Source organism: Bifidobacterium miconisargentati (assembly GCF_019331675.1).
GTDB classification, from domain to species: domain Bacteria; phylum Actinomycetota; class Actinomycetes; order Actinomycetales; family Bifidobacteriaceae; genus Bifidobacterium; species Bifidobacterium miconisargentati.
Genome location: NZ_JAHBBJ010000001.1, coordinates 38,492 through 50,866 on the forward strand (window position 1 = coordinate 38,492; position 12,375 = coordinate 50,866).

Sequence of the window (12,375 nt, forward strand, 5' to 3'; positions counted from 1 at the left end):
GAGCCCGCTCCCTTTGTCCGGCCGGTGGGGAAACGGCCGGCTCTTGACACGAATCCGCAATGGCACGAACCCCGCCCAGGGCTTGTGGCACAATAGGTTGGCTGATTATTGGATCTTTGGAGGCAGATGATGGCTGAGGCGAACAACACGACGGTTACCCTGCAGGTGCATCGTTTCACGCCGCGCGCCGAACGCGCCGAACGTGCACGCGGCGGCAGCCCGTTCGCCCGTAAGAGCTCCCCGTTCGGCGGCGGTTCGGATTCCGCCGCCCGCCGCCCGCGCGGCAAGCAGTGGGTGCAGGAATACACGATTCCCGCCCGCCCCGAGGACACGGTGCTCGATTGCCTGATGACCATCAAACGCACGGTGGACCCCACACTCGCCTTCCGTTATTCCTGCGGTCACGGCATGTGCGGTTCGGACGCCGTCTCCATCAACGGCACCCCCACCCTGCTGTGCACCGCGGCCATCCGGGATTGGGCCAAGCAGCCCGGCGCCCTGCCGCAGGTGGACGATGAGGGGTTCCGTCACATCGGGGACGAGACCGCCGACGACAACACGAATGCGGAGGCCGAAGCCTCCGCGGATTCCACGGACGACGCGGCCGCACATGGAGGTTCCCTCGGCGTCATCGAGCTCGCTCCCCTGCCCGGTTTCCCGCCGCAGCGCGACCTCATCGCGGATATCGACCCGATGCTGAACCAGATCAGGAAGCTCACCCCCTACCTTGAGGCGGACGGCGTGCTGGCCACCACCTCCGAAGGCAAGGTGGACGTGTTCGAATACCTGCAGCACCCCGATCAGCTCGCCAAGTACGAGATGCTGAGCAACTGCATTGCCTGCGGCGTGTGCGAAGGCTCCTGCCCGGTGTTCGCCGGCGGCGACGCCTTCATCGGCCCGGCCGCGCTGATCTGGTCCTCCCGATTCATCAACGACTCACGCGACGCCAAGGCCATGGACCGCATGGACGCCATCGATACGGCGGACGGCGTGGCCGCCTGCCAGTCCGTGCGTGCCTGTTCGCGCCACTGCCCGCGCGGCATCGACGTGGGCGAGGAGATGTGGCAGATCGTGGCCAAGGTGCGCGAACGCTGAACATCGGTTTCCGCTTGACGGCCGGATGGTGGCAGACTAGAGCGTAGAACCACGGACGCATCGCCTCCCGCATGGCCGAAGAGGGCCGGAGACGACACAGAAGGAACAAACGAAGGTTATGGACAAAACGCAGTATACGAATCTTGCCAAGGCCTGGGAATTCGCGGAGGAGCATGCCCGCGAACAGGAGCCGGACGCCATCGCCGACGCCCGCGAGGCGGCCGACAAGAACGGCCAGCTTCAGGGTCCGGCCGCCCAGGCGCGTCTGCTGAACCTTCTGGTGCGTATGGCCGGCGCGTCCTCGGTGATCGCCGTGGGCACCGGTTCGCTGGTCGAGACCCTGCAGCTGGTTCGTTCGCTGGACGGTGCCGGTCAGCTGACCGCCGTTGATTCCTCGGCGCAGGGCATCACGCTGATTCGTCGCGCCTTCGCCGTGCTGCAGGACGCCACCGACACCTCGCTGCGCGCCGTGAACGCGCCGGTCAGCGTGTTCCTGCCCCGTCTCAACGCCAACGACTACGACTTCATCATGGTGGCGGGAGACCCGGAGAACTACGCCTCCACGTTCGCCCAGGCCTCTCGTCTGCTGCGTGCGCACGGCACCATCGTGTTCACCGACGTGCTGGCATTGGGCTCCGAGCAGGGCGGCGTGCTGGATGCCGCCGACCGCAGCGACAAGGCCGTGGCCATGCGCGAGCTCATCGCCACCGTGGAACAGGACGAGGGCTTCGTCTCCACGCTCACGTCCGACGGTACCGGCATGCTCATCGCCGTCAAGCGCTGATCCTCCCGCGACTGCGATTCATTCAGGGGCTCTTCCTCAACGGCTTCGAAACGTTGGGAAGAGCCCCTGTTGTGTTATGCCCGGCTTGCGATGATCGCGCTGGTGGCGATATCCACGGCCTCGTCCGGACTGTCGGTGAGTGTCACCAGATGCGGGTCGATGGCGGAGATCATGCCGTGGTCCGAGACCGGACCGTTGAGCCAGTCGAACAGTCCCTGCCAGTAGTCCTTGCCGTACAGCACCACGGGCATGTTGGCGACCTTGTGGGTCTGCACGAGCGTCAGGAGCTCGAACATTTCGTCGAGCGTGCCGAAGCCTCCCGGGCAGATGATCACGCCGGAGGAATACTTGACGAACATCGTTTTCCTGACGAAGAAGTAACGGAAGCTCATGCCGAGGTTCACCCATTGGTTGAGTCCCTGTTCGTGCGGCAGCTCGATGCCCAGGCCCACCGACTTGCCGCCGGCGAGCGCCGCTCCCCTGTTGGCGGCCTCCATGACGCCGGGGCCGCCGCCGGTGATGACGGCGATGTCCCGCTTGGCGATCTGGCTGCCCATGCGGCGTGCGGCCTTGTACACCGGGTCGGTGCGCGGGGTGCGGGCCGAGCCGAAGACGGCCACGGCCGGCCCGAGTTCGGCGAGCGCGCCGAAGCCGTCCACGAATTCCGATTGGATCCTGAGCACGCGCCAGGGATCCATGTGCAGCCAGTCCGTGTCCGCGTCAGGCTGCAGGAGGTTGGCGGTGGTGTTGTCCGTCGGGATCATCGGCCCGCGCAGTATCACGGGACCGCGATGGTACGTGTCGCCCAACGGCGAGGCGTCCTGCGGCACGGGCTGTCCGTCTTGTTCGGCGTCCATGGCGGATTCGGCGTCGGCAGGAGCGTTAGTCACCGGGCCGGCCAGCGGATCCGCCACCGGGCCCTTCGCCGGTTTCAGCGACGACTTGGACTGCTTCGCGCCGGTCTTCCTGTTGTCGTTCTTCTTGGCTTTCTTCTGTTTCTTGGCCATGGTCATCTCCTTATGATTGCGGGCCTACTTCGCCGCGTGCGCGAACCGTTTGGACTGCCGGCTCAGCAGGATGCCGGAGACCAACGCGGAGATCAGGGAGCCGACCAGCACGCCGAATCGTGCTTCGGCGGACAGTTCGGCGTTCGTGTACGCCAGCGAGGCGATGAGGAAGGATACGGTGAATCCGATGCCGCAGGCGCACGCGGTGGGGATCATGTCCCGCACGCGCAGCCCCTTGGCCATCTTGAGGCCGCCCAGATGCGTGGACAGCCAGGCGGTGGTGATGATGCCGAGTGGCTTGCCTACCACCAATGCCACGATCAGGGCGATCACCAGGGGTGAGAGCATCAGCGCGGGCGTCAGCTCCTCGAAGTGCACGCCGGTGGCGAACAGGGCGAAGATGGGCAGGGCGAGCAGGGCGGAGAACGGCTGGAGTTTCGAGGCGTACCGTTCGGCGCGCGGCGTGGTTTCGCCGTGGATTTCGCGCGCCGGGGTGGACAGGCCCACGAGTACGCCGGCCAGTGTGGGGTGGATGCCGGCCTCGAACATCATGACCCATGCCAGGACGCCCACGACGGCCACCACGGCCCATGGCACGCGCTTGAGCTGCACCAGGTACGCCCAGACGCCGGCGCATACGGCGATGCCGATGAACCAGTACCAGGCGTTGACCGAGGAGAAGAACACGGCGATGAGGATGATCGCCAGCAGGTCGTCCACGGTGGCGAGCGTCATAAGGAAGGCGCGGATCGAACCGGGCAGGCCGCGCGCGAACAGGGCGAGCACGGCCAGCGAGAACGCGATGTCCGTGGCGGTGGGCACGGCCCATCCGTGCGCCATCTCGCCGAACGGGATGCTGCTGCCGGTGGTGGTGAGGATCAGGCTGCCCGTCTCCCCCGGTCCGAACCGGGAGAACAGGGCGATGACCAGCATGAACAGGATGGGAGGCGCCAGCATGCCGCCCACCGCGCACAGCATGGGCACGGCGGCGGCCTTGGGGTTGGAGAGCGATCCCGTGGTGAGCTCCTGCTTGAGTTCGAGTCCGACGGTCAGGAAGAAGATGGTGAGCAGGCCGTCCTGCGCCCAGTGGCCGATCGGCAGGTCGATGTTCGTGTATGGGATGCCGATATGCGTTTCGGCGATGGTTTCGAACAGGTGATAGGTCAATGGCAGGTTCGCGGCCACCAAGCCGATGAGCGCGAAGCCCAGCATGATAAGGCCGGCGGCGCGGTCGGAGGCGGCGAGCCGCCTGATCGCGGCCCATGCGCCTCGCCTGCTACCGGTGGTCTTTCCCATCGCCGTTCCTTTCGCCGTCCGTTCCCGTGACGATCGGCGTTCGCCGATCGTCCCTGTGAAATACGACTATCCATAGTACGGCAACGGCCCCGAACGGTTACGCTCGGGGCCGAGCAGCGTCCGCCGGTTTCCCTGTTACCGTCGTGCGGCGAGCGCGCGGTCGACGTTATCCAGCACGCGCTCCAGCAGGGCGGTGGGGCATGCGAGGTTGACGCGCTCGAAATAGTCGCCGGAACGGCCGAACAGGGAGCCTTCGTCGAACCAGACGCGGGCCTCGTCACGCATGAAGTCACGCAGCGCCTCCGGGGTCTCGAAGCCGAGTCCGCGACAGTCGAGCCATGCCAGGTACGTGCCTTCCGGTTCGATCAGGCGCACGCCCTCCGTACGGGCGGCGAATTCGCGCAGCACGGCCACGTTGCGTTCCAGCACGCCCAGCAGCCCGTCCAGCCATGCCCCGGCGTGGTTGTAGGCGGCCTGGCAGGCCACCAGGCCGAAGTGGCTGACCGTGAGTCCGCCGATGTTCTCGGCGGCCACGTCGAAGCGGCGCTTGAGCTCGGGATCGGGGATGATGGCGTTGGAGCACAGCAGACCCGCGAGGTTGAACGTCTTGGTGGGCGCGGTGAACTCGAAGAGGATGCTCCGGTACCGCTCCCCCAGTGTGCCGAACATCGTGACCGCATGGCCGGGGTGCGCGAAGTCCGCGTGGATTTCGTCGCACAGCAGGTAGACGCCGTGTGCGAGGCAGATGTCGCCGATGCGGCGCAGCTCGTCGGCGGTCCAGACGCGGCCGACCGGGTTGTGCGGGTTGCACAGGATCAGGGCCGTGCAGCGCGGGTCGGCGGCCTTGGCCTCCAGGTCGTCGAAATCGATGCCGTAGCGGCCGGCGGCCTCGTCCAGCACGAGTTCGTTGTCCAGGATGGTCAGGCCGTTGTGTTCGGCGGCGAACGTGAACGGGTAGTAGACGGGCCGTTGGATGATGACCTTGTCCCCCGGATGGGTGACGGCGCGCAAGGCGGTGTTGATGGCCGGCATCACGCCGTCGGACAGGCTCACCCACGCGGGGTCGATGTCGTAGCCGTGGCGACGTCTCATCCAGCCGGTCAGGGCGGCGAAATAGTCGTCGGTGGCGTAGTCGTAGCCGAACACGTCGTGCGTGGCGGCCTCGACCAGCGCGTCCACGATTTCCGGCGCGGGCTTGAATTCCATGTCCGCCACGGACAGCGGGATCACATCCCGGCTGTTCGGCCCCATTTCCGCTTCGATCTCATGCCATTTGATGGACGTGGAGCCATGCCGTTCGAGGATCGTGCTGAAATCGTACCGGTGCTGACCGCGATCCTGTTCCGCCTGCGTCACTGCTCTTCCCTTTCCTGCTGTGAGAACCAACCCGCCTCATCGTAGCGACGGATTGTGTCGGAATTGGAAAAGCCTCGAAAGCATTTCGCTTCCGAGGCTTTATCGTGCGCGAGACAGGATTCGAACCTGCGACCTGCTGATCCGTAGTCAGCTGCTCTAATCCGCTGGGCTACTCGCGCATACCACTGTTGTCCCCGTGGTTCGGGAGTGCGCGAGACAGGATTCGAACCTGCGACCTGCTGATCCGTAGTCAGCTGCTCTAATCCGCTGGGCTACTCGCGCATGTTGTCGTTCAAACAACTCGATTTATAATACACGTCATTCAACGCTCTGCAAGTCGGATACCCATACGGCGTGTCGCGTTGGAATCATGCGGTTTTGCGATGTTCGAACGTCGCTCCGCGCATCGCCTCCCTCAATAATTTCGGGCTGCTTTTTCCTTCCACGGACGCCTGGTCCACGATCACCTGCCGCACGTCCTCCATGCTGGGTAGCTGGAACATGGTGTCCTGCAGCGTGCGTTCGATGATGGATCGCAGGCCACGCGCGCCGATGCCCTGGGCGATGGCCGTGTCCGCGATGGCATGCACGGCCTGCTCGGTGAATTGGAGGTCCACGCCGTCCACGGCGAACAGTTTGCGGTACTGCTTGACGAGCGCGTTGGCCGGTTGGGTGAGGATCGCCGCCAAATCGTCGGCGGTGAGCTCCTTGAGCACGCTGATCACCGGCAGTCGTCCGATGAACTCGGGCAGCAGGCCGAATTCGGCCAGATCATCGGCATTGACCTGTTCCAGCAGTTCGTCGTCCTTGAGGTCGGCGTCATGCCAGTTCGCCCCGAATCCGCTCTCCCGGCGGCCCAGACGTTGGCGCACGATGTCCGTCAGCCCCACGAACGCGCCGCCGCAGATGAACAGGATGTCGCGCGTGTCCATCTGCACGGTCTCCTGCTCCTTGTGCTTGCGCGTGCCCTCCACCGGCACGGAGGCGATGGTGCCTTCCAGGATCTTGAGCAGTGCCTGCTGCACGCCCTCGCCGGACACGTCACGGGTGATGGAGGTGTTCTCGCCGGATTTGCGGGCGATCTTGTCGATCTCGTCGATGTAGACGATGCCATGCTGGGCCCGCGCCACATCGCCGTCGGAGGCCTGCAGCAGCCGTTGCAGCACGGTTTCCACGTCGTCGCCTACGTAACCGGCCTCGGTCAGCGTGGTGGCGTCCGTGATGACGAACGGCACGTTCATCACGCGGGCCAGCGACTGGGCGAGGTACGTCTTGCCCACGCCGGTGGGGCCGAGCAGCAGGATGTTGGATTTGGCGACTTCGACATCGGCCAGCGGGTCGTTGTCGCGGCGGCGCGAACGACCGGAACGACCGGCTGTGGCGCGGACGGGCGCCTCGGCATCCAGGCCGCCGGCGAATCCCGCGTCGCCGTACCCCATCGCGTCCGGAACGGCTCCGTCGTTTCCCGCGCGTCCGGCGGCACCCGCCGCACCGATGCCTCCGCCCTGGCCGTTGAGCCGCCCGGCGTCCTCGCGCAGCTCCATGTTGACGCGCTTGTAATGGTTGTACACGGCCACGGACAACGCTCGTTTGGCGTTCTCCTGGCCCACGACGTACCGGTTGAGATAGTCGAAGATCTGCGTGGGTTTGGGCAGGGTCAGCGCGTTGACCTGGGCGTCCTTGACCCGCTCCTCGGAGATGATCTCCACGCACAGGGCGATGCATTCGTCGCAGATGGAGGCGTTGGGGCCGGCCACGAGCTTCCTGACCTGATGCTCGGTCTTGCCGCAGAACGTGCAGCGCGGAATCTCCTCGTTGTAGCTGACCACACGTCCCATGTGCATCTCCTTTGCCACGCTGCGCGATTGCCCCGATACGATCCTTCAAACACAATACCCCCGGCCATTGCCGGCCGAGGGTATTGCGGGGCGCGCACGTGCGCGAAATGGTCGTCCAGAGCTACTGGCGGTGCTCCAGCACTTCGTCCACGATGCCGTATTCCTTGGCCTCGGGGGCGGTCAGGAAGGTGTCCACCTCGATGTCGCGACGGATCTTCTCCACGTCCTGGCCGGTGTGCTTGGCGAGCGTGTTCTCCAGCCATTCGCGCATGCGCAGCATCTCGCGGGCCTGGATCTCGATTTCGGTGGCCTTGCCGAAGCCCTGGTCGATGGCCGGCTGGTGGATGAGCACGCGGGCGTTGGGCAGCATGAGACGCTTGCCCTTGGCACCGGAGGCCAGCAGGATCGCGGCGGCGGAGGCAGCCTGGCCGAGGCACACGGTCTGCACGTCCGGCTTGATGTACTGCATGGTGTCGTAGATGGCGGTCATGGCCGTCATCGAGCCGCCGGGCGAGTTGATGTACATCATCACGTCGCGGTTCGGGTCCTGGGACTCCAGGACCAGCAGCTGGGCCATCACGTCGTCGGCGGAGGCGTCGTCCACCTGCACGCCGAGGAAGATGATGCGGTCCTCGAACAGGCGGGAATAGGCGTCCTGCGTCTTCATGCCGTACGGGGTCTTCTCCACGAACTGCGGCATGACGTAGCGGTTGGTCGGCATCGCGGCGGCGCGGTCCTGGACCTCGGCGCGCATGGCGGCCGGCATGAAGCCGACGACGCCCTGGCGGCCGGCCAGACGCTCGGCGCGGTCTACGAACTTCGCTTCTTCACTTGCCATGGTCACTCCCCCTTGCTGTCGTTGCCGATGGTGTCCGGCGTGGTCACAAGCTTGTCCACGAAGCCGTAGTCCAGCGCCTCCTTGGCGGTGAACCAGTGGTCGTACTCGTTGTCGCGGTAGATCTCCTCGACCGTGTGGCCGGTCTGCTCGGCGGTCAGCTCGGCCATGGTCTTCTTCATGTCCATGATGAGCTCGGCGTTGATGCGCACGTCGGTGGTGGTGCCGCCGATGCCGCCGGACGGCTGGTGCATGAGCACGCGGGCGTGCGAGGTCAGGTAGCGCTTGCCCTTGGTGCCGGAGCTCAGCAGGAACTGACCCATGGAGGCGCACATGCCCAGACCCACCGTGGCCACGTCCGGCTCGATGAGCTGCATGGTGTCGTAGATGGCCATGCCGGCGGTGATGGAGCCACCCGGGGAGTTGATGTACAGCCAGATGTCCTTCTTCGGGTCCTCGGCGGCCAGCATCAGCAGCTGGGCGCAGATGCGGTTGGCCATGTCGTCCTTGACCTCCTCGCCCATCCAGATGATGCGGTCCTTCAGGAGGCGGTTGAAAATCGGGTCGACGGGGCCGGCCGGGACGTCATCGCCCGCCATGACCGGTAAGGTCGCAAAGGTATTGCTCACCTTGATTCTCCTTAACTCATAACTCGAACATTGTTCAGACTACCGCCTCGAAGCGACTGGAAGCGAATAATCGCCTGTATTTTGGCGGCCAGCGTAGGAGCTCGCGTTCACTCCTCCATGGCGTCGAGCACGTCGTCGATGAGCAGGCGGCCATGCGAGCCGTCTCCCTTCAGCCGGGGGAATCGTCGCTCGGCATTGGCCGGGCTCGCTCCGGCCGCACGCGCCACATTCGATTTGCTGGCCCCGTGCGCCACCGCTTTCTCGGCGAGGCGATCGACCAGCGAGTCGGATACCTGGCGCATCTGTTCGGCGACCCACAACTGCGCCATGTCCTGGCTGAGCCCGTAGTCCTCGACCAGTTCGCTGGAGGCCTCCTGGATGGCCGCCCACAGCACCATGAACGGCTTGCGGTAGTAGGCGATCCGTTCGTTCAGCGGTTCGGCGTCGAGCGCCGCCAGCGCCTTGCGGTCCTCGGTGTTCTGGGACATGCGTCACCTTTCGTTTGCTTGTGTTCCGACGCCCCTCAAAGAGGGGAGCCTTGTTGCTACCTCAATCGCCCCAGCATCCACTTGGAGACTAATGCGGACACGGCCACCGCCAGTCCGACCGGCACGAAGAACGTGATCGGCGCTTCGGTCAGCTCCATGACCAGGCACATGGCCATCAAAGGCGCCTGCTGGGAGGCGGTGAGCAGCGCGGCGGCACCGATCAGGGCGCACGCCGTCACCGTGTCCATCGGGAACGCGAACATCCACAGGACCCCCAGCATCGCCCCCAGCGTCGCGCCCAGGGCGATGCCCGGCTGCAGCACTCCGCCGGATGCACCGGAACGGATGGTCATCAGCGTGACGACGGCTTTCGCCGCGAACGTCAGCAACAGCACGCCGAGCATCAGTCCGGCGTGCGATAGGGTAAGCGTCGAACCGGCGTTGGGCGCGAACCCGAGGCCTAGGGCATTCAGCCACGAACCAGCGCCCGTACCCGCACCGGCGGAGGCCGCGCCCGAATCGGCGGCCCCATTCGCCAGCAGCGTCCACGGCGAGGCGGCCGTCGAAGCCCCGGACTGCGCGGCCCCGGAAGCGGCGGCGGTGTCCGAGACGAACGTGCTGAAACCGAGCTGCGCGGCGGCACGACCGTTGCCCATGACCTGCGGCACGAATACCGCCACCAGACCCGTAATCAGACCGGCAAGTGGCATCTGCCAGAGTATCCCCTTGCCGGAGGGCTTGTGCGATTCCGCCCAGGACGAGCCCTTGCGGAACAGCGCACCCGCCACGCCTGCCGCCGTGCCGCACAACAGAGCGAACAGCATGAGGCTCGGCGTCGATTCGGGCTGCATGGCGGTGATGTCGTAGAACGTGTGATGGCCTTTGACCAACGCCGCCGTGAATGCGGCCACCGAGGACATGCCCAGTCCGAATGCCACTTTCTCCAGGGTCACGTCCGTGAGCAGGATCTCCACGGCGAAGAACATGCCGGCCAACGGAGCGTTGTACACGCCGCCGAGGCCCGCTCCGGCCGCCACGGCCACCACCATGCGCCGGTCGATGCCGTGTTCGCCGTCGATATGGAACAGGTCGCAGAACCGTTGGGCCAGCATGGCACCCAATTCGCGCGGGGCCACTTCTCGCCCGATGGAGGCGCCGGTACCCACGATGAAGATCTGCAGCACCACATGCAGCACGGTCTGCCAGATGGGCATCCGCGCTCCACCGACGGCCTTCTTGACCGACGGCACCTTGGTGGTCTTGGTGCGCAGCAGATACCAGATCACCCCGGCGATGGACAGGCCCACCATCACCGAAATGGCGCGGCGCACGGCGGGCACGCCAAACGGGCCGGGCAGCCCGGAACCTTCCACATAGCCGAGCATCACCCGCTCGACGCCGTACAGCAGGAGGGTCAGCAGACCGGCACCCGCGCCGATCAACGCCCCCAACACCACGGTCGCGGCGGCAAGCCACCCCAGACGCCTCGCATCGGCGTTCCGCACAACGTTTTCCATCGCATCTCCCCTGTCATTCGCCGTACCGGCAAATGAAAAGGCCCGGAACCATATCGGTCCCGGGCCCACAGTCATGTCATCGCACCAGCGCAAGGCAGGTGCAACGGCGACTCACCGCGCTCACTCGGCGTCGGCAGCCTCACCCTCATCGGACTTGGACAGCTCGTCGGCCACGGCGGCGGCAGCGGAAGCAGCCTCGACGGACTCGGCCTCCTCATCCTCGGCGGCCTCGCCCAGGAAGTTGGAGAGGTCCACGACCTCGCCGTCGGCGGTGAACTTCACGGCGCGCATGCCGGCGAGCAGGCCCTTGGAGCGGCCGACTTCCTGCACGGCGGAGCCGAGCTGGCCGTTCTTGATGATGGCCTGGATGAAGGCGTTCGGGTCCATGCCGTACTGCTGGGCGATGGAGGCGAGGAAGTTGAACACGTCGGCCTGGGAGACCTTGACGTCCAGCTTCTGGGCCAGGGCGTCGAGGACCATCTGATCACGCAGGTCCTTCTCGACGTTCTTCTCGGCCTCGGCCTTCTGCTCGTCGGTGGCCTTCTCCGGATCCGGGGTCATGCCCTTGAGCTGCTCCTCGACCATCTTGGCCTTGACGCCCTTCGGCACCGGGATCTCGAGGCCTTCCTGCAGCTTGGCGATGAAGGCGTCGCGGGCCTCGGTGGCCTGACGGCCCTCGGCGTCCTGGGAGGCGGCCTTGCGGATGTCGGCCTTGAGCTCGTCCAGGGTGTCGAACTCGGAAGCCTCGGAAGCGAACTCGTCGTTCAGCTCCGGCAGCTCCTCGGCCTTGACGGAGTTGACCTTGACCTTGATGGTGGCCTTCTCACCCTCGTGCTCGCCGGCTTCCAGCGTGCCCTCGAAGGTGGTCTCCTCGCCGGCGGACAGGCCTTCCAGGGCCTCATCCATGCCGTCGAGCATGGTGTTGGAGCCGAGCTCGTAGCTCACGCCCTCCTGGGAGTCAACGGTCTCGCCGTCGATCTCGGCGGTCAGGTCGATGTTGGCGAAGTCGCCCTTGGCGGCCGGACGATCCACGCCCACCAGGGTGCCGAAGCGCTGGCGCAGGGCCTCAAGACGCTTCTCCACGTCCTCGTCCTTGACTTCCGGCTTGGCGATGGCGATCTCCATGCCATCGACCTCCGGCAGCTCGAAGTCGGGGCGACGCTCGACGGTGGCGGTGAACTTCAGCTTAGTCTCGTCCTTGGCGGACTGCGGCACTTCCTGAACGTCGAACTCCGGCTGATCCATCGGCTGGATCTTCTTCTCCTCCAGAGCCTTGGAGTACAGCTCCGGCACGGCGTCGTTCACGGCCTCGCCGGCAACGGCGGCGAAACCGAAGCGCTGGTCGATGATCTTGCCGGGCACGTGGCCCTTACGGAAGCCGGGAACGTTCACCTGCTTGGCGATTTCCTTGCGGGCCTTATCCAGGAACGGGTCAAGCTCTTCCGGGTCGACGGTGATGGTGAGCTTCACCTTGGTGGGCTCGAGGTTACGAACGCTGATCTTCACGAATGACTCCTCAAAAGTCGTATG

At 65.6% G+C, this 12,375-nt stretch carries 10 protein-coding genes, 2 tRNA genes and 1 pseudogene; 2 read left to right on the plus strand and 11 right to left on the minus strand.

The window, feature by feature from the left end; translation table 11 throughout:
* The first annotated feature begins 129 nt into the window (after positions 1 to 129).
* Both KIH81_RS00150 and KIH81_RS00155 read left to right on the plus strand, forming a co-directional pair.
* Positions 130 to 1,095 carry a succinate dehydrogenase/fumarate reductase iron-sulfur subunit gene (locus tag KIH81_RS00150; protein WP_214303544.1) on the plus strand — a complete coding sequence of 322 codons (966 nt, stop codon included), beginning with the start codon at positions 130 to 132 and terminating at the stop codon, positions 1,093 to 1,095.
* 118 nt (positions 1,096 to 1,213) lie between these two features.
* A complete protein-coding gene (locus KIH81_RS00155) occupies positions 1,214 to 1,879 on the plus strand; it encodes an O-methyltransferase (RefSeq protein WP_214303545.1) in 666 nt (221 codons plus the stop codon).
* A gap of 74 nt (positions 1,880 to 1,953) precedes the next feature.
* On the opposite strand, the gene KIH81_RS00160 is transcribed toward KIH81_RS00155, so the two are convergent.
* The 11 genes and pseudogenes from KIH81_RS00160 to tig form a co-directional block, all read right to left on the minus strand.
* Positions 1,954 to 2,736, minus strand: coding sequence for an LOG family protein (locus KIH81_RS00160; protein WP_420829106.1), 783 nt, complete (start codon positions 2,734 to 2,736; stop codon positions 1,954 to 1,956).
* Between the two features lie 174 nt (positions 2,737 to 2,910).
* Positions 2,911 to 4,182, minus strand: coding sequence for a Na+/H+ antiporter NhaA (locus KIH81_RS00165; protein ID WP_214303547.1), 1,272 nt, complete (start codon positions 4,180 to 4,182; stop codon positions 2,911 to 2,913).
* Positions 4,183 to 4,317: 135 nt separating this feature from the next.
* Entirely contained in the window at positions 4,318 to 5,538 is a 1,221-nt protein-coding gene (locus KIH81_RS00170) for a MalY/PatB family protein (RefSeq protein ID WP_214303548.1), read from the minus strand.
* Between the two features lie 105 nt (positions 5,539 to 5,643).
* Positions 5,644 to 5,717, minus strand: a tRNA-Arg gene (locus KIH81_RS00175).
* 29 nt (positions 5,718 to 5,746) lie between these two features.
* A tRNA-Arg gene (locus KIH81_RS00180) sits at positions 5,747 to 5,820 on the minus strand.
* A 122-nt stretch (positions 5,821 to 5,942) separates the two neighbouring features.
* Positions 5,943 to 7,376, minus strand: a pseudogene (clpX, locus tag KIH81_RS00185) (ATP-dependent Clp protease ATP-binding subunit ClpX); the annotation flags it as partial.
* 121 nt (positions 7,377 to 7,497) lie between these two features.
* Entirely contained in the window at positions 7,498 to 8,214 is a 717-nt protein-coding gene (locus KIH81_RS00190; RefSeq protein WP_214303550.1) for an ATP-dependent Clp protease proteolytic subunit, read from the minus strand.
* Positions 8,215 to 8,216: 2 nt separating this feature from the next.
* The gene (locus KIH81_RS00195; RefSeq protein WP_109056701.1) at positions 8,217 to 8,840 is read right to left on the minus strand and encodes an ATP-dependent Clp protease proteolytic subunit; all 624 of its coding nucleotides are present in this window, start codon (positions 8,838 to 8,840) and stop codon (positions 8,217 to 8,219) included.
* A 107-nt stretch (positions 8,841 to 8,947) separates the two neighbouring features.
* Positions 8,948 to 9,328: a transcriptional regulator gene (locus KIH81_RS00200; RefSeq protein ID WP_214303551.1), complete on the minus strand. Its 381-nt coding sequence runs from the start codon at positions 9,326 to 9,328 to the stop codon at positions 8,948 to 8,950.
* Positions 9,329 to 9,384: 56 nt separating this feature from the next.
* A complete protein-coding gene (locus tag KIH81_RS00205) occupies positions 9,385 to 10,845 on the minus strand; it encodes a chloride channel protein (protein ID WP_214303552.1) in 1,461 nt (486 codons plus the stop codon).
* A gap of 120 nt (positions 10,846 to 10,965) precedes the next feature.
* Positions 10,966 to 12,351, minus strand: a complete 1,386-nt coding sequence (gene tig / locus KIH81_RS00210) for a trigger factor (RefSeq protein WP_214303553.1) — start codon at positions 12,349 to 12,351, stop codon at positions 10,966 to 10,968.
* Positions 12,352 to 12,375: the final 24 nt, after the last annotated feature.

Excerpts from the sequence above, each read along its gene's own strand:
- KIH81_RS00150 (WP_214303544.1), top strand. The coding sequence starts at position 130 with ATGGCTGAGGCGAACAACACGACGGTTACCCTGCAGGTGCATCGTTTC.
- KIH81_RS00155 (WP_214303545.1), top strand. The coding sequence starts at position 1,214 with ATGGACAAAACGCAGTATACGAATCTTGCCAAGGCCTGGGAATTCGCG.
- KIH81_RS00160 (WP_420829106.1), bottom strand. The coding sequence starts at position 2,736 with ATGGACGCCGAACAAGACGGACAGCCCGTGCCGCAGGACGCCTCGCCG.
- KIH81_RS00165 (WP_214303547.1), bottom strand. The coding sequence starts at position 4,182 with ATGGGAAAGACCACCGGTAGCAGGCGAGGCGCATGGGCCGCGATCAGG.
- KIH81_RS00190 (WP_214303550.1), bottom strand. The coding sequence starts at position 8,214 with ATGGCAAGTGAAGAAGCGAAGTTCGTAGACCGCGCCGAGCGTCTGGCC.
- KIH81_RS00200 (WP_214303551.1), bottom strand. The coding sequence starts at position 9,328 with ATGTCCCAGAACACCGAGGACCGCAAGGCGCTGGCGGCGCTCGACGCC.
- KIH81_RS00205 (WP_214303552.1), bottom strand. The coding sequence starts at position 10,845 with ATGGAAAACGTTGTGCGGAACGCCGATGCGAGGCGTCTGGGGTGGCTT.